The 26141-nt window shown below is 59.7% G+C and carries 21 protein-coding genes; 9 read left to right on the forward strand and 12 right to left on the reverse strand.

What is annotated here, in order from left to right; genetic code table 11:
* Nucleotides 1-3: 3 nt before the first annotated feature.
* A complete protein-coding gene (locus IMCC20628_RS16745) occupies nucleotides 4-705 on the reverse strand; it encodes a gluconate 2-dehydrogenase subunit 3 family protein (protein ID WP_047031163.1) in 702 nt (233 codons plus the stop codon).
* A gap of 384 nt (nucleotides 706-1089) precedes the next feature.
* Nucleotides 1090-3042 carry an acetoacetate--CoA ligase gene (locus IMCC20628_RS16750; protein WP_047031164.1) on the reverse strand — a complete coding sequence of 651 codons (1953 nt, stop codon included), beginning with the start codon at nucleotides 3040-3042 and terminating at the stop codon, nucleotides 1090-1092.
* Nucleotides 3043-3313: 271 nt separating this feature from the next.
* On the opposite strand from IMCC20628_RS16750, the gene IMCC20628_RS16755 reads away from it, so the two are divergent.
* On the forward strand, nucleotides 3314-5191 hold the full coding sequence (locus IMCC20628_RS16755; RefSeq protein WP_047031165.1) for an AsmA-like C-terminal region-containing protein: 1878 nt from the start codon (nucleotides 3314-3316) through the stop codon (nucleotides 5189-5191).
* A gap of 110 nt (nucleotides 5192-5301) precedes the next feature.
* Nucleotides 5302-5544 carry a DUF6460 domain-containing protein gene (locus IMCC20628_RS16760; protein WP_047031166.1) on the forward strand — a complete coding sequence of 81 codons (243 nt, stop codon included), beginning with the start codon at nucleotides 5302-5304 and terminating at the stop codon, nucleotides 5542-5544.
* A gap of 27 nt (nucleotides 5545-5571) precedes the next feature.
* Here IMCC20628_RS16760 and IMCC20628_RS16765 read toward each other — a convergent pair whose 3' ends face one another.
* From IMCC20628_RS16765 to IMCC20628_RS16790, 6 genes are all read right to left on the reverse strand, one after another.
* Nucleotides 5572-6393: an ABC transporter permease gene (locus IMCC20628_RS16765; RefSeq protein WP_047031167.1), complete on the reverse strand. Its 822-nt coding sequence runs from the start codon at nucleotides 6391-6393 to the stop codon at nucleotides 5572-5574.
* A complete protein-coding gene (locus IMCC20628_RS16770) occupies nucleotides 6390-7298 on the reverse strand; it encodes an ABC transporter permease subunit (RefSeq protein ID WP_082128187.1) in 909 nt (302 codons plus the stop codon). Before IMCC20628_RS16770 ends, IMCC20628_RS16765 begins: the two co-directional genes overlap by 4 nt.
* Before the next feature lie 10 nt (nucleotides 7299-7308).
* Nucleotides 7309-7677 (reverse strand): hypothetical protein, encoded by a 369-nt coding sequence (locus IMCC20628_RS16775; protein WP_156174547.1) that lies wholly within the window; start codon nucleotides 7675-7677, stop codon nucleotides 7309-7311.
* Between the two features lie 9 nt (nucleotides 7678-7686).
* A complete protein-coding gene (locus IMCC20628_RS16780) occupies nucleotides 7687-8826 on the reverse strand; it encodes an ABC transporter ATP-binding protein (RefSeq protein WP_047031170.1) in 1140 nt (379 codons plus the stop codon).
* 72 nt (nucleotides 8827-8898) lie between these two features.
* On the reverse strand, nucleotides 8899-9957 hold the full coding sequence (locus IMCC20628_RS16785) for a polyamine ABC transporter substrate-binding protein (protein WP_082128350.1): 1059 nt from the start codon (nucleotides 9955-9957) through the stop codon (nucleotides 8899-8901).
* Nucleotides 9958-10240: 283 nt separating this feature from the next.
* Nucleotides 10241-11680, reverse strand: a complete 1440-nt coding sequence (locus IMCC20628_RS16790) for an XRE family transcriptional regulator (protein ID WP_047031172.1) — start codon at nucleotides 11678-11680, stop codon at nucleotides 10241-10243.
* A 247-nt stretch (nucleotides 11681-11927) separates the two neighbouring features.
* On the opposite strand from IMCC20628_RS16790, the gene aceA reads away from it, so the two are divergent.
* Nucleotides 11928-13217: an isocitrate lyase gene (gene aceA, locus IMCC20628_RS16795; RefSeq protein WP_047031173.1), complete on the forward strand. Its 1290-nt coding sequence runs from the start codon at nucleotides 11928-11930 to the stop codon at nucleotides 13215-13217.
* An 84-nt stretch (nucleotides 13218-13301) separates the two neighbouring features.
* Nucleotides 13302-13538 (forward strand): hypothetical protein, encoded by a 237-nt coding sequence (locus IMCC20628_RS16800; protein WP_047031174.1) that lies wholly within the window; start codon nucleotides 13302-13304, stop codon nucleotides 13536-13538.
* Nucleotides 13539-13645: 107 nt separating this feature from the next.
* On the opposite strand, the gene IMCC20628_RS16805 is transcribed toward IMCC20628_RS16800, so the two are convergent.
* The gene (locus IMCC20628_RS16805; RefSeq protein ID WP_047031175.1) at nucleotides 13646-14848 is read right to left on the reverse strand and encodes a multidrug effflux MFS transporter; all 1203 of its coding nucleotides are present in this window, start codon (nucleotides 14846-14848) and stop codon (nucleotides 13646-13648) included.
* 1241 nt (nucleotides 14849-16089) lie between these two features.
* Between IMCC20628_RS16805 and IMCC20628_RS16810 the strand changes: the two genes are divergently transcribed.
* Nucleotides 16090-16569, forward strand: a complete 480-nt coding sequence (locus tag IMCC20628_RS16810; RefSeq protein ID WP_047031176.1) for a hypothetical protein — start codon at nucleotides 16090-16092, stop codon at nucleotides 16567-16569.
* A gap of 4 nt (nucleotides 16570-16573) precedes the next feature.
* Here IMCC20628_RS16810 and IMCC20628_RS16815 read toward each other — a convergent pair.
* From IMCC20628_RS16815 to IMCC20628_RS16830, 3 genes are all read right to left on the reverse strand, one after another.
* Nucleotides 16574-17925 (reverse strand): IS3 family transposase gene (locus tag IMCC20628_RS16815; RefSeq protein ID WP_156174385.1). Its coding sequence is split into 2 segments (ribosomal slippage): nucleotides 16574-17589 and nucleotides 17589-17925, totalling 1353 coding nucleotides; the frame shifts between segments, so codons are not numbered across the junction.
* Between the two features lie 44 nt (nucleotides 17926-17969).
* Nucleotides 17970-18644, reverse strand: coding sequence for a NotI family restriction endonuclease (locus IMCC20628_RS16825; protein ID WP_082128188.1), 675 nt, complete (start codon nucleotides 18642-18644; stop codon nucleotides 17970-17972).
* 249 nt (nucleotides 18645-18893) lie between these two features.
* Nucleotides 18894-21422 (reverse strand): methyl-accepting chemotaxis protein, encoded by a 2529-nt coding sequence (locus IMCC20628_RS16830; protein WP_047031177.1) that lies wholly within the window; start codon nucleotides 21420-21422, stop codon nucleotides 18894-18896.
* A 318-nt stretch (nucleotides 21423-21740) separates the two neighbouring features.
* Here IMCC20628_RS16830 and IMCC20628_RS16835 point away from each other — a divergent pair, with 318 nt between their 5' ends.
* The 4 genes from IMCC20628_RS16835 to IMCC20628_RS16850 all read left to right on the forward strand — a co-directional run bounded on the left by IMCC20628_RS16835 (nucleotide 21741) and on the right by IMCC20628_RS16850 (nucleotide 25961).
* A complete protein-coding gene (locus IMCC20628_RS16835; RefSeq protein WP_047031178.1) occupies nucleotides 21741-23174 on the forward strand; it encodes a glutamine synthetase family protein in 1434 nt (477 codons plus the stop codon).
* 12 nt (nucleotides 23175-23186) lie between these two features.
* Nucleotides 23187-24473 (forward strand): FAD-binding oxidoreductase, encoded by a 1287-nt coding sequence (locus tag IMCC20628_RS16840; protein WP_047031179.1) that lies wholly within the window; start codon nucleotides 23187-23189, stop codon nucleotides 24471-24473.
* Between the two features lie 184 nt (nucleotides 24474-24657).
* Nucleotides 24658-25377: an antitoxin Xre/MbcA/ParS toxin-binding domain-containing protein gene (locus tag IMCC20628_RS16845; protein ID WP_047031180.1), complete on the forward strand. Its 720-nt coding sequence runs from the start codon at nucleotides 24658-24660 to the stop codon at nucleotides 25375-25377.
* Nucleotides 25374-25961 (forward strand): RES family NAD+ phosphorylase, encoded by a 588-nt coding sequence (locus IMCC20628_RS16850; protein WP_047031181.1) that lies wholly within the window; start codon nucleotides 25374-25376, stop codon nucleotides 25959-25961. The genes IMCC20628_RS16845 and IMCC20628_RS16850 overlap by 4 nt, the downstream gene beginning before the upstream one ends.
* Nucleotides 25962-26141: the final 180 nt, after the last annotated feature.

The raw sequence follows: 26141 nt of genomic DNA on the forward strand, positions 1-26141 counted from the left end.
GGTTCAGCTCCTGTCTCCGTTAAGTGCAACAGGACCCAGTGGATACTTTGCGTTTTCACGGCCGACCCACTCGGCATAGGCGCCGCGGGCGCCGGGGAAGCCGATATAGGCCCAGGATTGCATCTGGTAATTGCCACCATGACTTGGATCGGCGAAGTAGCCTTCCTTGGTGTTGGCCAACAGGAAGGCGAAGAAATCGCGCAGCTCCGGCGGAAGATTGACTTCGCCCTTCTGCAAGGCGGTCAGCGCGGAGTTTTGCGTGGCCACATCCAGGTTCTCGAAGCTTTCACCATGGGATTTTCGGCACCATTCCTGAAACAATGGAATTGCCTGCCGGTAGATTTCTGCCGGGGCGAGCGGGCTCTGGAACCCGAGATTGGGATCGGCCGCCGGAGCGTACGGGCCTTTCATGTACCAGGTTTCGGCCTTGCCGAATTCACCTGCAAGCTGCCGATCTATGAAGACCGGCACCCGACAGTCTATCGCACCCGGGCCGTCGCCGTCGGACGGAATAAGCCGGTCACAGGCGGCCATGACGAAACTCCACTCGTCGGCAGTCAGATAGACCGGTTCGTACTGATCAAGCGGTGGCGCTTCCTCTTTGGTCTGTGCGGCAGCCTGAGCGGCCAAGGGCAACAAGGCCGCGCCGGCAACGGATCCCTTAAGGAATCCGCGCCTGGACGGACGTCCGGGCATATCTCTCATAATCGTGTCCTTTTGTTTTTCGCAAGCAGAGCCCGCCGGTCGTCGATGACGGCGATCGCTTCTCCCGCGCTTCGGAGACGGGCAGTTTGAAAATCGACTGCCGAGTCCACGCAACGCCGTCAGTGAGACCTCACTTCCCGCACATGTCAAACCGACACCCGCAAAGTCACCGGCTTGTGAACGGACGTGATCGGGCGTTTGCAACCCAAGCCGGTTCGGCTCGACAAAGCCGGTCTCGGGGCGCGTTGCAGACGGGGGCGAGTGCAAGGGCCTGACTTTAATGCAGGCCTCTTTCCAAGGAATCCAGTCGAACGATTCCGTAGCGGCACCCGTTCAAGGGGCTGCATCGGCCTTAGCGCAGTTGATCCAATTCGAGGCGGTCGCCTAGTTCTTCAGCTCTTCAAGATCTGCAAACAGATCCAGTGCTTCCGGATTGGCCAGCGCCTCATGGTTCTTGACCTGCCGGCCATGAACGATATCGCGCACTGCGAGTTCAACGATCTTGCCGGATTTGGTCCGGGGAATGTCGCTCACCGCAATGATCTTGGCCGGAACATGCCGGGGTGATGCGCCGGTTCGGATTTTTGAGCGAATCCTGGCCATGAGCGCATCGTCCAGCTCAACGCCATCGGCGAGACGGACAAACAGCACGACGCGGACATCATCGTCCCAGTCCTGGCCGATGCAGATCGCTTCAGCCACCTCGTCGAGTTGTTCGACCTGGTTGTAAATCTCCGCCGTGCCGATGCGCACACCGCCGGGATTGAGTGTGGCATCCGAGCGACCGTGGATGATGATGCCATGGTGCGTGGTCCACTCGGCAAAGTCGCCGTGGGTCCATATGTTGTCGAAGCGGGAGAAATAGGCCGCCAGATATTTCTGATCATCCGGATCGTTCCAGAACCCGATCGGCATGGCCGGAAACGGCTTGGTGCAGACCAGTTCGCCCTTGACGCCGATGACCGGTTGTCCGTCTTCGTCCCAGACATCGACGGCCATGCCGAGACCAGGTCCCTGGATCTCGCCGCGCCAGACCGGCAGCGCCGGAATGCCGAGCACGAAGCAGGAAACAATGTCGGTACCGCCGGAAATCGAGGCCAGATGCACGTCCGGCTTGATGCCTTCATAGACGAAGGTAAAGCCTTCCGGCGACAGCGGCGATCCTGTCGAGGTCAACAACCGCAGCGATGACAGATCATGGGTCTTGCGGGGCTCGATTCCAGCCTTGCGGACAGCGTCGATGAATTTGGCCGAGGTTCCGAGAACCGCGAATTTCTCCTCGGCAGCGTAATCAAAAATGACATTGCCGTCGGGATAAAACGGGGAGCCGTCATACAGGCACAGCGTTGCCCCCACGGCCAGACCGGACGCCAGCCAGTTCCACATCATCCAGCCGCAGGTGGTGAAGTAAAACAGCCTTTCGCCGGGTTCGAGCCCGCAATGCAGACGTTGCTCCTTGAGATGCTGCAGCAATGTGCCGCCGGCGGAATGAACGATGCATTTCGGAATGCCGGTGGTGCCTGAGGAAAACAGGATATAGAGCGGGTGCGAAAACGGCAGCTTCTCATAGACGACAGGGGCTGCGGCATGGTCAGCCACGAAGGCTGCCAGGGTAACAGCGCCGTCCACGGCGGCAGCGACAGCTTCGCCATCATCCAGCAGCGGTACGATCACGGTTGCAGCCGGCTTGAGCGAGGCCGAGATGTCCACAAGCTTGGCAGTGACGTCCTGCCGCTTGCCATTGTACCAGTAGCCGTCACAGGAGATGAACAGCTTGGGTTCGATCTGGCCGAACCGGTCGAGTACGCCGGTGGTTCCGAAATCGGGCGAGCAGGATGACCAGATCGCGCCAATCGAAGCGGCTGCGAGCATGAAGGCGATGGTTTCGGGCATGTTCGGCATCATCGCTGCAACCCGGTCGCCCGGGCCTACACCATGGGCGCGGAAGGCTTTTTGCAGGCGCGACACCAAGGCCGACAGCTCGTCCCAGCTCATTGAGCGGCGCAGCTTGTCTTCTGCCCGGAACAGGATGGCGGGTTCAGCGCCGCTGCGGGTCAGCAGGTTCTCAGCGAAGTTCAATTCCGCATCGGGGAAAAAACGGGCGCCGGGCATGGCGTCGCCATTCTCGATGATGCGCTCGCCCTTGCTGCCGCGAACACCACAATAATCCCACAAGGCCGACCAGAAACCTTCCCGGTCGGTGATTGACCATTGCTGCAGCGCCAGCGGATCTACAAGCGATTGCCCTGCCAATTCACCGGCAATCCTGGAAAACTCCATCCAGGGGCTTTTCTGCAAGTCTTGCGGATTGGGGCGCCAAAGCGGTGTGTCGGTCATATCATGCTCCTGCAGGGTATCGCAGCCGGTTACTGCAGCACCGCAGCATTCCACCGGATACACAACGACACTGCAATTGACCAGAAGGACGCATGCACATGATCGTGCAAACAACGGTCTGGATGCGACCTGCATTACCATTGGAGCTGCAGGTTGCAAACACAAGATGGGATAGCCACCAGCCAAAATCAGCCGAAACATGGTCTTCAATTGCATTCGCCCCCGGCAAGCTTTAACCAGAGCATGGGGACAGTGGCTCGGGAGCTTGGGTTTGAATTTCAACATTGCGCAATGGCCAGTTGGACGCATGGTGATCGCGAGCGTCATCGCGGTGGTGAGCGTCATTCTGATCGTTTTCGCTTGCCTGCCGCTGGCTGTATCAAGCGGCGTAGTCCGGGACCGGCTGGAGCGTGACATCAGTGCATGGGCCGGTCATACGGTGTCGCTTGGCGATGCGCCTTCGCTGGATTTCTGGCCAACGCCGACGATCAAGCTCGACAATGTCGAAATCCGGCCGGGCACGTTCGCCGAGGGTGATCCAATCCTGCGTGCCGACAGCATCGTCGCCAATTTCAATCTTTTCTCGGCAGTTCGGGGCGCCCCCAGTTTTTCCGAATTCAGGCTGATCCGGCCAACATTCAATGTGGAACTGTATCCGGACGCAACGTCGAACTGGTCCTCGTCGTCCGGCGATCTCGCCGAGGGCGTTGCCGCGGCGGTGGCACGGGATCTGGCGCTGCAAGCGGGCAATGATATCCCGGCGTCAGCCGTCATTCCGAATTCTGCTGCACTTGGCACCGTGATGATCGAAGACGGCACCATCAAATGGATCAGCGATCCGGGAGCGGAAGCCGAAAAGCTGACATCCATCAACGGCACTCTGTCCTGGACCGCACCCACAGCCATAGCCCGCGCCAACATCGTTGCAATTTTCCGCGGAGAACAGCTGACGGTGACCGGGTCCACCTCGGCACCGTTGCTGCTGCTCGGTCAGCGCACGGCGCCGCTCGAAATCAAGGTGGCGTCAGCGCCGCTGAACCTCGACTTCAAGGGATCGGCAAGTCTGGGGGCGAACATGTTTGTCTCCGGCGCGCTGCAACTCAAAAGCGCATCTGTGCGACGGGCTCTGGAATGGTCCGGCACCGACATCAAGCCGGGCGAAGCGCTCGGCGCTCTTGAGCTGTCAGCCAAGATTACCGCCGAACAATCCAAGGCCAAGCTGGATGACCTGATCATTCTTGTCGATCATAACCGCGGGATCGGGGTGCTCGATATTACCATTCGCGACGAAGCGCCGCCTCTGGTTGCCGGCACGCTGGCGTTCAGCACGCTGGATATCGCCTCGTTCCTGCAGGCGTTCACGCCGCTGCCCGTGGCCGGCAAGGACATAGCCTCGACAATCGACACCCGCTTCCTGCGCGAGATCGGTCTTGACCTGCGACTGTCAGCCCAGTCGGCAAGTTTTGGCCCGGTGGCGTTGACCAATCTGGCGGCCGCCGCACGGGTGGAACAGGGGCGGGCGAATTTCGATGTCGGCGATGCCACCGCCTATGGCGGCAACCTGATTGGCCGCGTCGCGCTTTCGGAGAAGGGGGTTGATGGTGGGGTGAAAGTGCAGCTGTCGGCGCGCAGGACCGATTTTGGCCAGCTTTACGACGCTCTCGGCTTGACTGGTCCGCTGCCGCGCGGCATCGGCTCTCTCGACGTCGAAGTGACATCACCCTATCCGACCTGGGCCACGGCGATGTCGGATCTGACCGGCAAGATCGATCTGGCCGTGGGCAAAGGTACAGTGCCCAGTCTGAACCTTCCAAAATTCCGGGAATTGGCCAAGACCGAACGGTTTTTCGATCTGGAACAACTGGGTGAAGGCTCCAGTTTCGCTTTCGACAGCGCACGGTTCGAAGCCTCGATCTCCGATGGCGAGGCCAAGTTGACGACCGCTGAACTGATCGGACCGCAGCAGATGATTTCGCTTTCCGGGGTGATCCCCTATTCGCGCTCGAGCCTGGCCATCGCCGGGGTTCTCGGACCAAAGCCACTGCCTGCAGATGCGACTGCAGTCAACACCGATGCGGCCCTGCCCCCGCTTCGGTTCTTCGTCGGCGGCTCCTGGCCGCAACCGGTGTTCTCGCCGGTGACACCATAGAGCCGGTTGCAAAAAATGCGATACTTGCGAAATCGCGCATATTTGACGACAATCCACCAAATTCGGTGCTTCGGACAAATCGGCGGCACTGAAACGGATAAGGGCGCAACATGCTGCGGGTGATTTCGGCACTTGTCAAAATCGGATTGGCTTCGCTGGTAACTGGCGCGGTGCTGTCGGCGCTCAACCTTTCCGCCGCCGAATTGCTGCTCGAGATCGGGCTGACGCCGGAGCGGGTTTTCGCAGCTCTGCAGGATGGCGCAGCCTGGGCGATCCCGAATATTGTGCTCGGATCGCTGGTGATCGTGCCGATCTGGTTTGTCACCTATCTGTTGCGCCCGCCGCGGAACTGAACCCAAATGCATATCTAGCAGGCGCGTTCAGATACCGGCGAAAGCAGCCTGTTCGTCACGCTGGCGTTTGACCTCGCGGCTTTTGTTGAGAACCGAGGCGATGATAACGCCTATCGCGACAGCACCAATCAGCAGTGTGCAGACTGCGTTGATCTCGGGTGTCACTCCAAGCCGCACCTGGCTGTAGATTTTCATCGGCAACGTGGTGGCGCCGGGCCCGGAGGTAAAGCTGGCGATCACCAGATCATCCAGCGACAGCGTGAAAGCCAGCATCCAGCCGGAGATCACCGCGGGCAGGATCACCGGCAGGGTGATCTGCATGAAAGTGGTGACCGGACCTGCCCCAAGATCCATCGCGGCTTCTTCCAGCGACCGGTCAAAGCTCATCAGCCTTGACTGAACCACCACTGCGACGAAACACATGGTGAAGGTGATGTGCGCCAAGGTCACGGTCCAGAACCCGCGGCCAAAATCCACCGCCACGAACAACAGCAGCAGCGACAATCCGGTGATCACTTCAGGCATCACCAACGGCGCGAAAACCATTCCGGAAAACAGGATGCGGCCATTGAAGCGCGTGTAACGGGTCAGCGCCAGGGCTGCGAGCGTGCCAAGAACCGTGGCGAATGTGGCCGACACAAGCCCCACTCTGACAGTCACCCAGGCAGCATCCATCAGTCCCTGATTGTTGAACAACTCCCCATACCATTTGGTGGAAAAGCCGGACCAGACGGTGACCAGCCGGGATTCGTTGAAGGAGTAGACCACCAGAATCACGATCGGCAGATAGAGAAAGGCAAAGCCGAAGACGACCGAGGCAATATTAAAGCGCGACCAGTTCGTGTTCATCGTCCACTCTCCTGGGATTTGGCCTGCGCCTGCTGGAAGAACATGATCGGCACCACCAGGATCAACAACAAAAGCACGGCCACCGCAGAGGACACCGGCCAATCCCGGTTGTTGAAGAATTCACTCCACAGGGTCTTGCCGATCATCAAGGTACGCGAGCCGCCGAGCAGGTCGGGGATGACGAATTCACCGACCGCCGGGATGAAGACAAGCAGGCAACCGGCGATGATGCCGGGGATGGCGAGCGGAAAGGTGATTTTCCAGAATGCTGTTATCTGCGGACAGCCAAGGTCCTGCGCCGCCTCGATCAAGGTGTAGTCCATCTTTTCCAGCGCCGAGTAAATCGGCAGCACCATGAACGGCAGATAGGAATAGACGATACCGATATAGACGGCGGTGTCGGTGTTGAGGATGATCAGCGGCTCGTCGATCAGGCCGATGGCCAGCAGCAATTGATTGAGCAGGCCCTCGGGTTTGAGAATGCCAATCCAGGCATAAACGCGGATCAGAAAGCTGGTCCAGAACGGCAGGATCACCAGCATCAACAGTGTCGGGCGCAACGAGGTTGGCGCGCGCGCCATGCCATAGGCCAGCGGGAAGCCGATCAGCAATGTCAGCACTGTCGAGATGAATGCGATGGTGATGCTGGAGATATAGGCGTTGATATAAAGCGAATCCTCGGTCAGCCAAAGGTAGTTGGAAAAGCTGAACTGCTTGAAGGCAGCAATGATGCCCGAAATGCCATCGGCCAGATCAATGGTCGGCGCGTAGGGCGGCATCGCCATCATCGGTTCGGAAAACGAGATTTTCAGAACAATACCGAAGGGCACCAGGAAGAAAATCAGCAGCCAGGCATAAGGAACGATGATGACCAGGCGGCGGGTGATGGCAGAGAAGAGCTTCATTGGACAGTCCTCACTTCCGGTCAATAATCGCATACAGAACAAGGATCGCCATCACGATGGCGACAAGGACGAAAATCATGCTGCCAAAAAGTTCGATCATTTGCGGGGCGCCGAACAGCGTGGCGATAAACCCGATGGTCGAAATTGACACATAGGCGGCAAAATTCTGCTCGATCACCGGGCGCCGCTGTCCGAGAAGACCGTAGGTTCTGGCAAGGCTCAGAGAGAAGACCGACATTCCCACATAGGCGATAAACACCAGAAATAGCTCGGGACGCAGCACCAACAGGGTTGCAGCGGTCGCCAACGTCATGCCAATCGCCGCGATGCTGTTTACCTTGAAAGCTTGAGCCGGGTCAGCCTGCTCAGTGCGGTTCATGATCATTCCTCACTTGCCCAGCACAACGCCGCCGTCGGTATTGAAGCAAACCCAGATCTCTTCGTCATAACCGATCGGGTCTTCAACCGTGCGGACCGCGTTGAGCAGGGAAGCTTTGACCACATCCCCGTTCTTGAGCTTGACATGGAACACCGTCATGTCACCGAGATAACCGATGTCCCAGACTTCGCCCGAGGCGGCATTGATCCCGCCCTCGGGTTTGGTGCGGGAGACACGGAGTTTTTCCGGCCGAATGGCAAAACTGGCTTTCTGTCCCGGTTTCATCGCTTGCATGGATTCGGATCGAATGATCATCCCATCGGGGGTTTCGATGTCGACGACACCAGCGTTTGAAGCTGTGACCTCGCCACGGAATATATTGATGTCGCCAATAAAACTGGCAACGAATTCGGAGTTGGGTGCTTCATAGGTTTCCACCGGCGTGCCGATCTGGACGATGCGGCCAACATCCATTACCGCGATCCGGTCAGCCATGGTCATGGCTTCTTCCTGGTCATGGGTGACGACCAGGAAAGTCAATCCCAGATCCTGCTGCAGATCCATCAATTCGAACTGGGTTTCCTCGCGCAGCTTCTTGTCGAGCGCGCCGAGCGGCTCATCCAGCAAAAGCACTTTCGGGCGTTTTGCAATGGAGCGGGCAAGGGCCACGCGCTGACGCTGGCCGCCTGACAGCTGGTGCGGCTTGCGTTTGCCGAACTGGTCGAGCTTGACCAGCTTGAGCATGTTGTTGACGCGATCATCGATTTCGGACTTGGCCATGCCGTCCTGCTTGAGGCCGAACGCAATGTTCTTCTCAACGCTCATATGCGGGAACAGCGCATAGGACTGGAACATCATGTTGACCGGCCGCTTGTAGGGCGGAACGCCAGCCATGTTCTCGCCATCGAGCAGAATCTGCCCTTCGGTGGCGTTTTCAAACCCGGCCAGCATGCGCAAAAGCGTTGACTTGCCGCAGCCGGAGCCGCCGAGCAGTGCAAAAAATTCCTTTTGAAAAATGTGCAGCGTCAGGTCTTTGACCGCAACAAAGTCACCAAATTTCTTGGTGATGTTTTCAAAGGCGATGTAGGGGCGCTGGTCCGGATCATTCCATGGTTCGAAGCTGCGCCTGATGCTGCCCAGAGATTTCATGCCCGATTGTCCCCGTGATCAACTGATGAAAAACCCCCGGCTCGTTGCCGGGCCGGGGGTTGAGGTCTTGGGTTACTGACCGGTGACGATCTTGGTCCAGGTCCGGGTCATGACACGCTGGGTGCGCTGATCCTTGGGCGAGGTGGAATAGAGGCGACCAATTGTTTCCTCGTCGGGATAGATGGCGGTGTCACCAATTACATCCTCGTTGAGCAGCGGCTTGGAAGCCTCATTGCCGTTGGCGTAGTAGACGTAGTTGGACGCCTTTGCCGCGACTTCCGGCTTCATGATGAAGTTGAGAAACTCGTGTGCCTCTTCGACATGGGCAGCATCGCCGGGGATAGCCATGTTGTCGAACCACATCAGCGCGCCTTCCTTGGGGATGATGTATTCGATGGTGACGCCCTGATCGGCTTCGGCGGCACGGTCACGCGCCTGCAGCACGTCGCCGGACCAACCGACAGCCAGACAGATGTCGCCATTGGCAAGCGCGTTGATGTATTCTGACGAGTGGAATTTCTTCACGCTCGGACGAACGGTGAGCAAGAGCTCTTCGGCCTTGGCGATATCGTCGGCAGAATTCGAATCCGGATCAAGCCCGAGATAGTTGAGCGCCGCAGGAATGATCTCCTCGGAAGTGTCGAGCATGTAGACGCCGCAATCAGCCAGCTTGGCGAGGTTTGCAGGATCGAAAACAATGTTCCAGGAGTTGAGCGGCGTGTCGCCGAGCCGTTCCTTGACCTTGTCGACATTGATGCCAAGACCGGTGGTGCCCCACATGTAGTTGATAGCATGCTCATTGCCCGGATCGTATTTTTCCAGCCGCTTGGCAATGGCCGGATCCATGTTGGCAAGATTGGGAAGCTTAGACTTGTCGAGTTTCTGGAACACACCGGCAGTGATCTGGCGGGCCAGGAAGGTGCCGGTCGGCACCACGACATCATAACCGGTCGAGCCGGCGAGCAATTTGGTTTCCAGCACCTCGTTGGAATCAAACACGTCGTAGACGACCTTGATGCCGGTTTCCTTGGTGAAATCCTCGAGAATGGACTCATCAATGTAATCGGACCAATTGTAGACGTTGACAACGCGTTCCTGTGCGGTTGCGAGCACTGTCGATGCGGCAAGCATGACGGCTGCAGAAAATAGACGGGTCTTCAAAGGCATTCGTGTTCCTCTCGTTTTCTGATCTGGACACCTGCAAGGCTGCAGAGCCGCTGAGGTGGACGACCGCGCCCCCGCCTTTTGGCGGCAGGGTGCGGCGGATGAAATAACTTTAGGTGGAATCTCGTCTCGCACAAGAGGCCAACAAGTCATTTCCTGATTATGGTGCGCGCAAAATGTTCCGCCCCACTGAGGGCGTGCTGCCACCCGACCATTCTCGCCTCACAGATGAGCCCAATTACCGCTGGGATCACTGAAAATCGAAGGCCGAAAGCCCGGTTACCATCTCGTCCAGACCCAGCGGGCGCGTGATCGGCGGCTCGGCGCGAGCCAGGCAGCCGACGCGTTCGCACAGCCGGCAGGCCGGCCCTACCGGAATCGACACCGGTTGCGATGCCTTGCCACTGCTCATCGGCAAGGCTTCGCCATAGACCAGTTCATCGCGAAAGCCAATGTCGCAGCCGAGCAGGATCGCAGTGCGGCGCGGCCGTTCGGAAAACGCCCCCTGCGGCCCTTCCAGCGTCCGCGATATCGTCAGGAATTCAGCGCCTCCGGGCAGTTCCACCGCCTCCACGAGCACCTGCGAAGGCTGGGAAAACGCCGCGTGGATCGACAGTTTCGGGCAGTTGCCGCCAAAACGCTGTTGCGGAAACCCCTGCGCACCGGCGCGGCGAAAGCGATGCCCCGCCACGTCGACCTCAAGCATGAAGAACGGCACGCCCTCGAGGCTGGGCCGGCACAGAGTGGTCAACCGGTTGGCCGCCTGCTCGAACGAAACGCCGAAACGCGATTTCAGCACATCGATATCATAGCGGGCGCGCTGGGCCGCGGCATGGAACGGTTGATAGGGCATCATCAGTGCGTGAGCGGCGTAGCGGGCGAGTTCGAAGCGGGCGATGCGGCGGGCCTCGTCGCTCGACAGCTTGAGTTCGTTGATGCCTGCGCCGACGGCGACATTCATGCGGATCAGCGATGCCTCCATGGCGACCTCACGCAACTGATCGAACGGCGACAACCGCTCTGACAGGAACAGGCGCTGCGAATGGCGGTCATAGCGGCGGCGCCAGTTGGGCATGGTGGCGACCGGCAGCAAGCGGACGACGACGCCGTGCTCGGTCTTCAGCCAGGCCTTGAGCGCGCCCATCAGATCATCGCCGGGCTTGAGCAACTGGTGAAAGGCTTCCGCCTCCTCTTCAAGCGCCGGATGATGATTGGGACGGGTTTCGAGCATCTCGCGGACCTCGTCCATCGGCAGCCGCGCACCCGACAGCGCCGGGCTGTGGCCGTCGCGGGCAAGCATGGCCGAGAGATCCGACAGGCGCGCCGCCTGCTCACGATAGGCGCGATGCAGCTTGAGGATGGCGGCACTTGCATTGGGCGCAGCTTCGGCGATCTCGACCACTTCCTGGTCGCCCGGAAGTTCGCCGATCAGCAACGGGTCGGCGAAGACCTCCTTGAGGCTTGCCAGCGTGGTGCCGCCGCCCTCGCCCTGGAGTTCCTCGACATCGACCTTATAGACAGAAGAGAGTTTAAGGATCAGCTGCACCGTCAAGGGCCGCTGGTTGCGCTCGATCAGATTGAGATAGGACGGCGATATGCCCAGCGCCTCGGCCATCGCCGTCTGGGTCAGGCCCTTGGCGTTGCGGATGCGGCGGATGCGCGGCCCGGCGAATATCTTCTGTTCAGCCATTTTGTCTATCTTTACAGGTTTTGACAGATTTCAGACACCAGCCGAAGACCTGCGTCTTTTACAATTGTGACAAATTTACAGATGGATTTTGTAAAACACAAGACAGCGTGACTTCAATTATCGGCTGAAAACGTGGATTTATCTGGCCTAGTGTGCGGCGCAATGTAAATTCAGTCACATCGAGGGCGACCAAACAGCTCCCAAGCTGGCCCGCCCGAACCTGACACTTGCAGACCGGAGAGACATCATGACTGATTTTTACAACCTCGTTCCCACAGCTCCCGAAGGCCGTTATGACGGCGTTGAGCGGCCTTACAGCCCGGCAGACGTTCAGAAGCTGCGCGGCTCGGTCAACATCAAGCACAGCCTCGCCGAAATGGGCGCCAACCGGTTGTGGAAGCTGATCCACGAAGAAGACTTCGTCAATTCGCTCGGCGCCATGACCGGCAACCAGGCCATGCAGCAGGTTCGCGCCGGGCTGAAGGCGATCTACCTTTCCGGCTGGCAGGTTGCGGCTGACTCCAACACCGCCTCGTCGATGTATCCCGACCAGTCGCTCTACCCTGCCAACGCAGCGCCGGAACTTGCCAAGCGCATCAACCGCACCCTGCAGCGCGCCGATCAGATCGAGACATCGGAAGGCAACGGCCTTTCGGTCGACACCTGGTTCGCTCCGATCGTTGCCGACGCCGAAGCCGGTTTCGGCGGACCGCTCAACGCGTTTGAGATCATGAAGGCCTTCATTGAAGCAGGCGTTGCAGGCGTTCACTATGAAGACCAGCTGGCGTCGGAAAAGAAGTGCGGCCATCTGGGCGGCAAGGTTTTGATCCCGACCGCGGCGCATATCCGCAATCTCAATGCCGCGCGGCTGGCCGCCGACGTGATGGGCACGCCAACACTGGTTATCGCCCGCACCGATGCCGAAGCTGCCAAGCTGCTGACCTCCGATATCGACGAGCGCGATCGCCCGTTTGTTGATTACGACGCCGGCCGCACCATCGAGGGCTTCTACAACATCAAGAACGGCCTCGACTCCTGCATCGCCCGCGCCGTGTCCTATGCGCCGCATTGCGACCTGATCTGGTGCGAGACCTCCAAGCCGGATCTCGAACAGGCCCGCAAGTTCGCCGAAGGTGTGCACAAGCATCATCCGGGCAAGCTGCTGGCGTACAACTGCTCGCCGTCGTTCAACTGGAAAAAGCACCTCGACGACGCGACAATTGCCAAGTTCCAGCGCGAACTCGGCGCCATGGGCTACAAGTTCCAGTTCATCACGCTGGCCGGCTTTCATCAGCTCAACCACGGCATGTTCGAACTGGCCCGCGGCTACAAGGACCGGCAGATGTCGGCCTATTCCGAGCTGCAGGAAGCGGAATTCGCTTCCGAGGCAGACGGCTACACCGCGACCAAGCACCAGCGCGAAGTCGGCACCGGTTACTTCGACGCCGTGTCGATGGCGATCACCGGCGGCAAGTCTTCGACCACCGCGATGGGCGAATCGACAGAATCGGCCCAGTTCCGCCCGGCCGCTGAATAAACCAACTCCCCTCACCCGTTCCGGCGGGTGAGGGTCCCGGACGACCCCATTCTACATCACAAACCCCGTTAGAGGAGAAATGCCATGACAGCCCAGACCAGAGTCAAGGAACGCGCAGAAGAGCAGTCTTCCGCCATGGATGCCGACCAGCAGGCCGCAATCCGCAGCCTCGCCAATGATCTGCATCGCCTCAACCATTCGGTCATGAAGGCCGTGGATGCCGGTGTCTCGGTGGAGCTGGTCCGCTCCGCCCGCCACCATGGCGGCGATGGCAACTGGGGCGATTTGCTGATCCCGGTGATCGTCACGCAAGGACGCTGAGCCTGGCTTCATTGCCATCCCGGGACTTTGCCTTGGTCCCGGTTTGCCTCCAGGCAAAGCAACCCGTCGCGGGTCAGACCGCGACGGGATTTTTGTTTGCCTGATGCCTATTCAGCCGCAACCAGACGGCGGTTGCGGGCAGCACCGGTGATGCGCATTGCGGTGAACGACAACACCGCGGCGAGCGCGATCGCCGCCACCATCGGCAGCGGCGTGCCGTCGAAAAACGGGCCGGCGAGCATGGTCATGATGCCGCCCGCCAGCATCTGCAGCATGCCGCCGAGCGACGAGGCCAGACCGGCGATATCGCCATGATCATCAAGCGCCATCACCATGGCCGTTGGGATGACCAGACCGAGGCAGAAATTGGCGCAGATCAGCATGGCGACCAGCAGCGCGAAATAATCGACGCCGAGCCAGACCAAACCCAGCAGCGCCAGCGTGACCAGCAGGAAACCGCTGACCGCCCAGGCGACAACGCGCTCAGGCCCAAATTTATCGCCCAGGTTTGCCGCCAGCTGCGTGGCCGAGAAAAAGCCCGCGGCATTGGCGGCAAAGGCGGGGCTGAAGCCGGTCGGCGTCAAGCCGTAATGGCCGGTATAGACGAAGGATGCGCTGGCCAGAAAGACGAAGAAGCTGGCCATGCCGAAGCCGCCGACGAACGTGAGCCCCATGAACACCGGATCGCGCAGCAGGGTCCTGATGCCGGCCATGAGCGCCGACAGCCGCACCGGGGCCCGGTATTCGGGCTTGAGCGTCTCTGGCTGCAGCGTCAGCGTGATCAGGATCGAGACGCCGGCAGCGGCGGCCAGAATGGCAAAGATCGTCCGCCAGCCGGAGACCGCAATGATGCCGGAGCCGGCCAGCGGCGCCAGCATCGGCGAGACCGAGATGATCAGCATCACCAGCGCCATCAGCCGGGTGGCCTGCGTGCCGGTGTGCATGTCGCGGATGATGGCGCGCGGAATGACCATTGCCGCCGCCCCGCCGAGCGCCTGGACAACACGGGCGGCGACCAGCCAGTTCATGTCGGGGGCCACGGCGCAGCCAATGGAACCGATGGCAAACAGCGTCAGGCCGGCAATCAGCGGCGGCTTGCGGCCGACCACATCGGCCATCGGGCCATAGACCATCTGGGCCAGGCCAAAGGCGATGAAATAGGCGGTGATGGTCAGTTGCGCGCCTGAAATGGTGCCGCCGAGATTGGCGGCGATGGTCGGCAGCGCCGGCAGGAACATGTCGATGGCCAGCGGACCGGTGGCGCTGACCAGACCGAGCACGATGGCGGAACGAACGAAGGGAGACAACATGAGAATAGCCTTGTCATGAATGATACGCGGGCATCGGCACTGCGGCCGGAGCTCTCGTGGTAGGGAAAATCTCTGACAGATTTTGTCAGCAGTCGCTTACGACGTGAAGCTGCGGCGCGGATCTCCGCACGGCAGCCCTGACTGCTAGAGCAGCGTTTGATTGCCGAGACGCATTCTGCCGCGCTAGCGGGTGATTGGAAAAGTGTTCATGTGACCTGCTCCCGAAACTGGGTTTGCGGAATCCTGTGTAGCCCGCGGGTTTGCGTCTGCCCAGAAAAACCTGATGGCCGGCAGAGCGTTTTGGAGGGATCTGTTGCGGCTTTGCCGCAGGGTCTTCGCGGGCACGGCAATATCCCCGCCCGGCCCCATGTGCCGTCGGGTTGATGAAATTTGCGAGTCCGGAGGGCCGCGCGCGGGCGTCGCCTCTGAATAATTTGTAGTGGGTGGCGCAACCCGCGCGCAGACCCGAAGCACGCCGGATGATGTCCGCATCCGACAGGCAGCATCCTGCCAGCTTGTCCCGCTTGAGGGTTTGCCCGACGCGGGACTGTCCGGGTTGCCCCGGGCCGCAGCCCTGGACGATGGGCCGTGGCGCAGGCGTTCGGCGTGGTTTCCGGCACGAAGCTTGTCCCCGGTCACGGGAAACAACTCCGCCACAGGCCCGGTCCGCTGTCTGATCCCGTCCCCGCCAGATTGGCAGGGGCAAAACCCGAGGTCGTCCCGGTGGCCGGCTGAATTTGCTTGCCCCTAGGCACGCCAAATCCGCCGACGGAGCCACGCTGGTCACCGCCTCCCCTCGTCCATTGCCGCACGTTACGGCAACGACCAAGGGGCCTTCCTCCCGCCTGGTCCGATACGTTCGCGTTCCATCCGGCAGCGGGAGCAACATGAGTATCGCATGGGGGTGGTGGGTGGGGAAAAGATTGGGGGAGATTTTTGTTTGTTTGGTGCAAGTTTGTGCACGGCACTCGCGGGATTGCGCGGCCTATATTCCTTCCGTCATGCCGGACCCCGATCCGGCATCCAGCGGGCGAGCGTCCGCGAGCCGGAGGGCTCTGTGCCTGGGTTTTCGATAGGGTCTCTCACCGCGTGGACACGCGGTGGCTGGACCCCGGCTCGGTGGCCGGGGTGACGGGGTTGAGGGATTGCGCAATTATGCTAGTTGAGCAGTGTCCGTGCATTCCCCTCGAGGTGGCAGAGGAAAGCTGGTTCAACGGAAGCAGGAACTTTCCGGGGGAATCATGAGCCAGCAGCTTGTCCAGCATTTTCTGAATGATCTTGACCGGCTGAAGAAGCTATCCGGTTCGCTGAACGAACAAACAGTGCGTGAGGCTTTCAAGGATTTGTTGAAGGCCTGGGCGCGGCAGAACAACCTGCTGTTTGTCGCCGAACTGGACTACGCCACCGGGCAGAAAACCAAGGTCTATCCCGACGGCACCATCCTGCATGATCTACGCGTTCCGCTCGGCTACTGGGAAGCCAAGGACACCAAGGACGACCTGGACGAGGAAATCCGCAAGAAGTTTGCGCGCGGCTATCCGCAGGACAACATCATCTTCGAAAACACCGAAGAGGCTGTGCTGATCCAGCACCGGCAGGAAGCGTTCCGCTGCAAGATGGCGGCGAATACACTGTTATGCGGCTGCCCTAATTGTCCGTCGTCAGATAAAATGGGACATCAGAGCGGCTTGAGTATTGGAGGCTCTGGTTCGTTTGTGTGACTGATTATGCCGCTTGTTTTTGATGGTGCAAGCGACGTTGGCGGATTGTCAGCTTCTTGATCTCTTTCCTTTCTCTCAAGATGGCTTTGTCGCGCCCAAAGTAGACGTCGGCGGGTGTGACGTTCTTCAAGCTCTCGTGGTAGCGCCTGTTGTTATAGTAGTCGACGAAGGCCTCGATCTGGCGTTCAAGATCGCCTGGCAGATAGTAATTTTCCAGCAGGACCCGGTTCTTCATCGTCTGATGCCATCGCTCGATCTTTCCCTGGGTTTGCGGGTGGAACGGGGCTCCACGAACGTGATCCATCTTCTTGTCCTCCAGCCATTCAGCCAAATCGCCAGAGATGTAACATGACCCGTTATCGCTGAGCAGGCGCGGTTTGTGGCGCACGACGGCCTGGTCGCAGCCCGATGCCTGAAGCGCCAGTTCAATGGTGTCTGTCACGTCCTCGGCCCGCATGTTTGTGCAAAGCTTCCAGGCGATGATGTAGCGGCTGTAATCGTCCAGGATCGTGCTGAGGTAATACCAGCCCCACCCGATGATCTTGAAGTAGGTGAAGTCGGTCTGCCACATCTCATTGATGGCGATAGTTTTGTCTTTGAACTCATTGGCTGCCTTGATCACCACATAGGCCGGTGCGGTGATTAAATCGGCTTCCTTCAGGATACGATAAGCCGATGATTCAGAGACAAAATACCGCTTCTCATCAGTGTATTTGACTGCCAGCTCCCGGGTCGTCAGCGCCTCGTGTTCCAGCGCGAACTCAATCAGGTCATCACGCCGGTCTTGGGGGATACGGTTCCAGACCGACTTCGGCCGTGGAGACCGATCATCCAAGGCAACAACCCCACCGTCGAGGTAAAGATCATACCATCTGTAAAAAGTGGTGCGCGGTATGCCCAGCATATCGAGGGTCTGCTTGGTTGGCAGGTGCGATCCTTCGACCGTGCGAATGATCTCAAGCTTCTCGGTCGCAGGGTATCTCATGCCTCGTCCTCCCCAGCACCTGTCATGCTTTTTTTGAGCAGGCGGTTCTCCAGGGTCAGATCGGCGACGCATTCCTTCAACGCCAAGGCTTCAGAGCGAAGGTCCTTTACTTCCGGCGACGTCGCTTGCCGTGCTGTGTCACCCGAGAGCCGGCGCTTGCCTGCTTCCAGGAACTCCTTCGACCAGCTGTAATACAGGCTTTCGGCGATACCTTCGCGGCGGCACAGCACCGAGATGCTTTCCTCTCCACGCAAACCCGCCAAAACGATACGGATTTTTTCCTCCGCTGAATAGGTCTGGCGGGTCTTGCGGCGGATGTTCTTGACCAGCTTGTCAGCTGCGTTCTTCGATGTTTCAGGCTTCTGTCTCATCTCGATCTCCCAATCGGTAAGATGAACCAGAAATCCTCCGTTGTTCAAATCCTCAAATCTGTCCCACGGGCGCTGACGTCAGACAACTCTATACCCATGTTCTTACCCGAGAAGTAGACGGCCTGGACCTCTACCGCCACCCAATCCATCGGGCTTCCGGGTGCTCCATTTGACTTGACTAGGATCATATCTATCCGGCCCACATCCTCGCCGGGGTCACTATCAAGATTTCCGGTAGATTCGAGGAATCCCACTTCTCCGGCCTGAATAGGGTTCGGGTCGCCAAGCATCCTTTCGCTCACCCTCTTGAAGGCCGTTCCGTCTTGGTGGAAACGCCACGGACATAGGGAGCGCAACCGACCGCGTTCGCCGCCAAGCGGCTCGATACCTGCAGCCCCCTCAGTATATAGCCTGATTGAGCAGACCCCGCCGGGTTTGGTACAGGTCGGGTGCACCTTATCTGTCTTGAACGGACAGGGCAGTTCTTCCTGGAATTGGCGGGCAAGTTTTCCCCGCAAATCTTCAAGACGCCTGTCTTCGCGCGGTCGCAGCGGACCAAAAGCGGCCTTCTCTTCAAGAGCCGCAAGCCGGTTAATCTCAGCCTTGGTCATCGCGGCGCCGCCAACCTCATGGCGTGCCAGCCGCACCCGATCCCAGTCTCGGATCTTGTGGAACGGGTGACCGTACCATTCAGCGATGTGAAAGCGCTCTTCTGACAAATTATTACCCCGTTCCCTCCGGACTTACAGGTCTGATTCTCACTCCGTGAGTCAATCGTTATCGCTACACCAAAGACGGCGAGAAGATCGACAACATCACCGATTGAACGCTGAAGCAGTTCCGGGCGGCTTATGGGAGGAGCGGAACAGAGCCCTTCCCCAACCCCTCCCCACAGGTGGGAGGGGCTATCAGGGTTCACCGTTAGCTAGAGAGCCGAAGAACGCCAGCGGAATCATACGAAAACCGGGTCAGGCGGCTCTGCTGTCGTGGCTGTAGCCTTGCTCGAGTTCGAGGCGGAAATTGGCGACGAGCTGGCTGAGGACTGCTGCTTCCTGGGCCAGGGTGTGGCTGGCGGCGGTGGTTTGCTCGACCATTGCCGCGTTCTGCTGGGTCATCTGATCCATATGGTTGACCGCGGTATTGACCTCCGCCAGGCCCGCCGCCTGTTCATGGCTGGCCGCAGCCATGGCGCCGACATGGCCTGAAATTTCCTCGACGCTGGAGATGATCCGGGTGATGGTTTCGCCGGCCTTGCCAACCAGGGTGACGCCGGAGCGGACCTCCGCGCCCGAAGCTGCAATGAGCTGCTTGATTTCCCTGGCGGCGGTGGCGGAGCGACCTGCCAGTTCACGGACCTCCTGGGCGACGACGGCAAAGCCGCGGCCGGCATCGCCGGCGCGTGCTGCCTCGACGCCGGCATTGAGCGCCAGCAGATTGGTCTGGAAAGCGATCTCGTCAATGACGCCGATGATCTGGCTGATCTTGCCGGAGGCATCATCAATGCGGCCCATGGCTTGTACGGCATGGGTGACCACCTCGCCCGAGGCACGGGCATCACGAGCGGCCTCGCTGGCGAGCTTGTCGGTGTCGGTGGCCCGTCCGGAGGAGGAGCGGACGGTGGCGGATATCTGGTTGACGGCAGCGGCGGTCTCTTCAAGCGAGGCCGCCTGCTGCGCGGTGCGGCTGGCGAGATCGTCTGCGGCAGCGCGAAGCTGGTCGGAATTGCAGCTGATCGAGCCGGCGTTGTCGCGGATATACTGCATGGCCTCGCGCATGCGCTCGACCGATTCATTGAAATCGGTGCGCAGGCTGTCGAGCCTTTCGGCGAACGGAGTGTCGATGGTAGCAACCAGATCGCCCTGCGACAGGTTGCGCAGTGCTGCGCCAAGCGAGCGGACGGCAAAACCCAATTCGGCATCGGCCTGGGCCTTTTCCGCATCAGACTGCGCACGGGCTTGCTCAGCCATGTCGCGGGTATTGGCGCTTTCGTCCTCGACACGGATCTTGTCGATGGCATTGAGCTTGAAGACATCGAGCGCCCGGGCCATTTCGCCGATTTCGTCGGCGCGGGTGTTGTCGGCGATGTCGACATCGAGATTGCCGGCGGCGACATCACGCATGTTGTGGACGAGGCGGCGGATCGGGCCCTTGAGCGTGGCGATCAGAAGGAAGGCCGCGATGAGGCCGAATATTCCGCCCGTCACCGCTGCCGACAGGGTGATGCCATTGGCGCGGCTCTTGACCGCTTCGGCGCCGCGCTGCTGGCTGCTGGTGAAACTCAGCACTTCGCTCCAGGCGTTGTTGATGCGGGCCGAAGCCTGTTTGAACAGGGCGGCCCGTTGTTTTTCCTGTGCAATGAGTTTGACTATCAGGGACGGAATGGTGGCCGACAGGTCGCTCCATCTTGGACCAATCGCCCCGAGAATTTCTTCTCCGGCGGTCGAAAACGCAATCAACTGAAGGCTTTGATCAACCCGGCTCAATTTGGCTGCCACGGCTTCTCCGGATGTCTTGCCCGGCCGTCCGGTGAAATCAACCAGCGCCAGTTCCAGCGCCGACAACCGCGCCAGGAAATCGCGCGCCCCCGTCACGAACTGCTGCCCTTCAAGGATCTGGTCGTCCAGTTCGCCAAATTTTTCCGTGGCCGCGCGCGACACCTGAGCGGCCAGGCCCTGCAGCATGATACCGGCGGGGCGGAGCGCGTTGGCATGCTTCTGCAACTCGTTCATGCCAGCCTCGTTGACGGCGCCGACCTTCAAGGCAGCAAGCAATCCTTCGATATTGTAACTGATCAAGCTTCCGACCGCCGCCTTGTCTTCGGGGATTATCGGCGGCAGCACACGGGCGAGAGAGCGGATCTGCTTTTGCTGCTCTTCCGCGGCCGCAAAAGCTGTTTCGGGCGTCGCGGCACGGGAAATCGAACTCGAGATCTCGACCACGGACAGCGCGCCGCTTCCAAGCTTCTGCGCCACGCGCAATTGCGATTTGGTTTCGTTCTCAGCGTCCGCCAGCTCTTGGGAGACGATATCGATCTTGAGATTGAGACGGTTACGGACATCGCCCAGTTCGGAAAGGGTGTGGCTGAAGACGGCGCGGGTTGCGGTTTCCGCGCCGTGCAGACTCCACAGCCGGTCGACATCGCCGCGAAGATCCTCGGCGAGCGCCCGCGAACCACCGAGCGCATCGGTTTCGAGCTGGTTTTCCGCAAGCGCCAGCATCGTTTCCATGCGGCTCAACTGCGAATCCAGGCTCTCCATGACGGCGGCGCGCTTTTCCTCATTCTGATCGTGCAGGAAATTGGTCATGCCGGCATAGGCTTCCTTGAACCCGCTCAGGGTTTCGATGCTGGCGCTGGTGCCGGTCAGGCGGCTGCCGAGCATGGAGCCGGTGTAAAGATTGATCGCGGCCAGGCCCGCTATTCCCGCAATCAGCGGAATGACAAGAACCACGACCTTGGTCTGGATGGAGAAGCTTGCGAGCAGCTTGTCGATATTCATGATGCAGTTCCTGGGGTAAATGGTCGAACATGCGGCTGATCCGCTGAGCAAGGGCTGCATCATGCAAAGCGCCAATGCTTCCGCACGGCGCATCTCTCCCGCTGTCATGACAGATCATGGCACTCGCTGGTTAACGCGCCCTGAATAATCTCCGGTGATTTTTAAGGATGCGTCGTGCCGGCGAGCGGACTTCAGGCGCAGGATTTGTTGCAGCTGCATTGCCTTCTCCGGCAGCGCGAGGACGCACACACACGGTGGCTGGCGCGTCGGGAAAAAACCTTTATGATCACACCACTCTCAGCAAACCGATGGTGATTTATGGCATCCCGAAAGTCCGGCAAACCGGCTTCATCCAAACCGGCGCAGCCGGCTGCCCCCAAATATCTTGACGCCAAGCGCGGTGTCGCCAACTGGACCCAGGCCACCGAATGGCTCAGAGTCCGTGGCATCGAAGACATCGAGTGCATCACCCCGGATTTTGCCGGTGTGGCGCGCGGCAAGATGATGCCGTCATCGAAATTCACCTCCAACACCTCGCTGTCGCTGCCGTCTGCGGTGTTCCGGCACACGATTTCCGGCGAGTACCCGGAAGAAACCGGCGATTTCCGTTATGACCCGCTCGACGGCGATCTCAAGCTGGTACCGGATTTGTCGACCTTGTCGGTGGTTCCCTGGGAGAGCGACCCGACGGCGCAGGTGATCTGCGACATGGTCACCACCAAGGGCGAACCAGTCTCCTATACGCCGCGCAACGTGCTCAGGCGGGTGGTCGAGCTCTATACCGCGCGCGGCTGGAAGCCGGTGGTGGCGCCGGAAATCGAATTCTATCTGGTGGCACAGCACGAAGACCCGGATTACCCACTGAAGCCGCCACGCGGTCGCTCCGGCCGGACAATCACCGGCGGACAGTCCTATTCCATCGCCGGCGTCAACGAGTTCGACGAACTGGTAGACGACATTTATGATTTCTCCGACAAGCAGGGTCTGGAGATCGATACGCTGATCCATGAGGAAGGCCCGGCGCAGCTGGAGATCAACCTGCGCCATGGCGACCCGATCGAATTGGCCGACCAGGTGTTCATGTTCAAGCGCACCATCCGCGAGGCGGCGCTGAAGCACGGCATGTACGCCACCTTCATGGCCAAGCCGATGCAGCAATATGCCGGGTCGGCAATGCACATCCACCAGTCTGTGGTTGACGCCAAATCCGGCAAGAACGTGTTTTCCAAACCGGACGGCGAGCCGAGCGAGGCATTTTTCAACTTCATCGGCGGCATGCAGCATTATGTGCCCAGGGCGCTGGTGATGATGGCACCTTACGTCAATTCCTACCGGCGGCTGACGCCGGACATGGCCTGTCCGGTCAACAATGCCTGGGGCTATGACAACCGCACCACGGCGTTCCGGGTGCCGCATTCCGAACCGGTGGCGCGGCGGGTGGAAAACCGGCTACCGTCCTCGGACGCCAATTCCTATCTGGCACTGGCAGCGTCGCTGGCCTGCGGCTATCTCGGCATGATCAACAAGCTCTCGCCGAGCGAACCGGCCTACAAGACGGTCAATGAAGGCTCGGTCGATCTGCCGCGCGGCCTGCTCGAGGCGCTGTCGCTGCTCGAAAGCGAGCCGGCATTCGCCGAGATGTTCGGGCAGGAATTCATCAACACCTATGTCGGGGTCAAGCGCGGCGAGTTCGAAACCTTCATGCAGGTGATCAGCCCCTGGGAACGTGAATTCCTGCTGCTTAACGTTTGAGAATTGTGATCCATGACTTACCAAAGCCCCATCTCCCCGGGTATCTCGTTCTATGAGGCGACCATTGGGGACCGCCCCACCTATGCCGCGCTGACGGGTCCCACCACCGCCGATGTGGTTATCATCGGCGGCGGGTTTACCGGCCTTCAGGCAGCACATCATCTGGCCGCGAGCGGAAAGGACGTCGTGCTGATCGAGGACGCCCGCTTTGGTGATGGCGCTTCGGGCCGCAATGGCGGTCAGCTCGGAACCGGCCAGCGGGCCTGGGTGGAAGAGAGCGAAGCCGATTTTGGCCGCGACAACGCCAAGGCGCAGTTCGCTGTGGCGGAGCGAGCCAAGGCGCATCTCTTAGATTTCGCCACGGCGCACGGGATCGAGGCGGACTACAGGCCAGGGCAGATCTCGGCGGCGCACAAGCAAAGCTACGTCAAGGATTACCGCGATCACGTCCGCATCATGGCCGACGACTATGGCTATGATCATCTGAGCTTTCTCGACAGGGAGCAGATGGCGCAAAAGCTCGGCTCGACGCGCTACCATGGCGGCACCTATGATGCCGGTACGGGGCACATCAACCCGCTGAAATACCTGGTCGGGCTGGCGGGCGCGGCGGCGAAAGCCGGTGCACGACTGCATGAAAACAGCCGGGCACACGGCATTTCCAGCTCTGGCGGCAAGGTGACGGTCAAGACCGATTACGGCGACATTGTCGCCGGCAAAGCGCTGATTGCCTGCAATGCCTTCATCGAGGGGCTGGAGCCGGTGACAAGCGCGCATGTGATGCCGATCCGCTCGTTCATTGGCGCCACCGTGCCGCTGGGTGACGACAGCCCGGTGATCCCGGGCGGTGAATCGGTCGATGATTCCCGCTTCGTGGTGCGCTATTTCCGCAAGAGCGCCGATGGACGGCTGCTGTTTGGCGGGCGCGAGGCCTATACGTCGGACAATCCGAGCGACATTTCCAGCCATATCAGGCGGCAGATCGCCGAGATCTACCCGGCTCTCGAAAATGTCGAAATCAGCCATTCCTGGGGCGGCTCGGTCGGCATCACGCTGTCGCGTCGGCCCTTCGTGCGCGAAGTCATGCCGAATGTCACCTCGATCGGCGGGTTTTCCGGCCACGGGGTGATGCTGTCGAACTATTGCGGCAAGCTTTATGCCGACATGATCAATGGTGGATCAGATGATCTCGAAGTGATGCGCAACCTCAAGGTTGGCCCCTTCCCCGGCGGCGACAAGCTCCGCAAACCGCTGCTGTTTCTGGCGCTGACCTGGTTTTCGTTGCGGGACAAGTTTTAAGGGGGACTTGAAGCGCGTCACATCATTCCGAGTTTTGATGACGCGCTCATGCCTTGCCCTTGCCACTGACCGAAATTCCAATCGGAAATGCCTACTGCCTTTCCACGCGCCCCATATGGTACATATTGGACAAATGGCACATAAGCTCCTATATTGATGGGATATCAGTTGTGGAGGTCCTGTGATGACCAGTTCAAACACTCAGACCGGGCGCACTGTCAGCACCAAGATTGCCGATCGTGTCGCACTGAAGGTTTCAGACGCGCTTAAATCAGAAGGTCTTGCCGGGCTGACGGTTCCGGCGCTGCCGGCACTCATTGCTGGCGAAGTGGCTGAAGTCCTTGCCGGGTTGTCTGCCGAACGGCGCCAGGAACTCAACAGCCACAGTGCTGAACTCAAGCAACGGGTTCGCGGTGTCTTTGAAGGTTTCGGGCGGCAGAGTTCCGACAAAATCAGGCTGGATATGCCAGCGGAGATCGAACCCTCAAACGGCGAAGGCCTTGGCGCAATCGTCTCATCAGAGCAAGGAGAACGGGACCTCGACACAATCACCGTTTCGCGGAAGCTGGAGGACTGGGCCGGAACCGTGGCCGGCGCCACAGAGCTAAACCGCCAATACGGGGTCGCCCGGTCATCGCTGAACAGATGGCAACATGTGAATGATGTCATCGGGCTGCTCAAAGGCACACGGAAACATGTCTACCCGGTCGAACAATTTGTAGATGGCCGGCCCGCGCGCGGACTTCGGGATGTCATCCGGCTTGCCGGAAGCCACCGCGTTGCCTGGCTCTGGCTCATTCAGCACAACCCGGCTCTGGGCGATCGCAGTCCCATTGATCTGTTGAAGAAGGATCGCGTCAAAGAGGTCGTCGACGCCGCCCGGTCCTATTTTCTGCCACAATGAAACTCGACCAGGCGGTTTTGCAGAAACTCGCGGTTCGGCTTCGTGCTGACGATTATGTGCGTGTCCTTTTAAGAACGCATGCAGCAACGCCGCTTGGCATGGGGTTCGGAAAGACACGTTTCTCGAGTCCCCGAGACAGGTTCAAACTGCTCTACCTTGCTCAGGATGCGAAAACTGCGGTCGCTGAAGCCATCATTCGCGACCGTTTTGAAGGCACTTCCGAGCGCGTCATCCTGCGCGAAGAACTGGACCGCTACTCCGTTACCAGTGTGCGCACGAGGCGGCCGCTCCTTCTGCTCGACCTGCGGCACGAGGGAGCCAGCCTGCTTGGAATTTCGACCGATGCCGTCCGCGCCAAGGCACAGGTCGCAGGCAGACGCCTGAGCCAGAAACTGTATGACCAGACTGACCTTGACGGGATCGTCTACATGTCGCGCATCACCAACAAACAGTGCCTTGCTGTTTACGATCGCGCCGTTGCGGTCAGCCTTGATGCGGATAGTCCGGCAAAGGCCCTTTCTCAACTCGGCTGCCTCGTTTCCGTGATCAGGGACCTCCATCTCACGATCGTGAAAACATCATAGCCGGTTGCTTTCATCTCACGCCTTGGTGTCATGGCAAGCTGGAGGCGTTGAAAAGGACCGGAAATCCAATCTGGTCGGGTGACCCCCGCCACTTTCCGCGCCAAATTCACGTCATCGTGACTCAGGGGTCTAGCTTTATCTAATCGATTAGATTATGAGTTCGGCACCGTTCACGGACAG

This window comes from Hoeflea sp. IMCC20628, assembly GCF_001011155.1.
Lineage (GTDB): Bacteria > Pseudomonadota > Alphaproteobacteria > Rhizobiales > Rhizobiaceae > Hoeflea.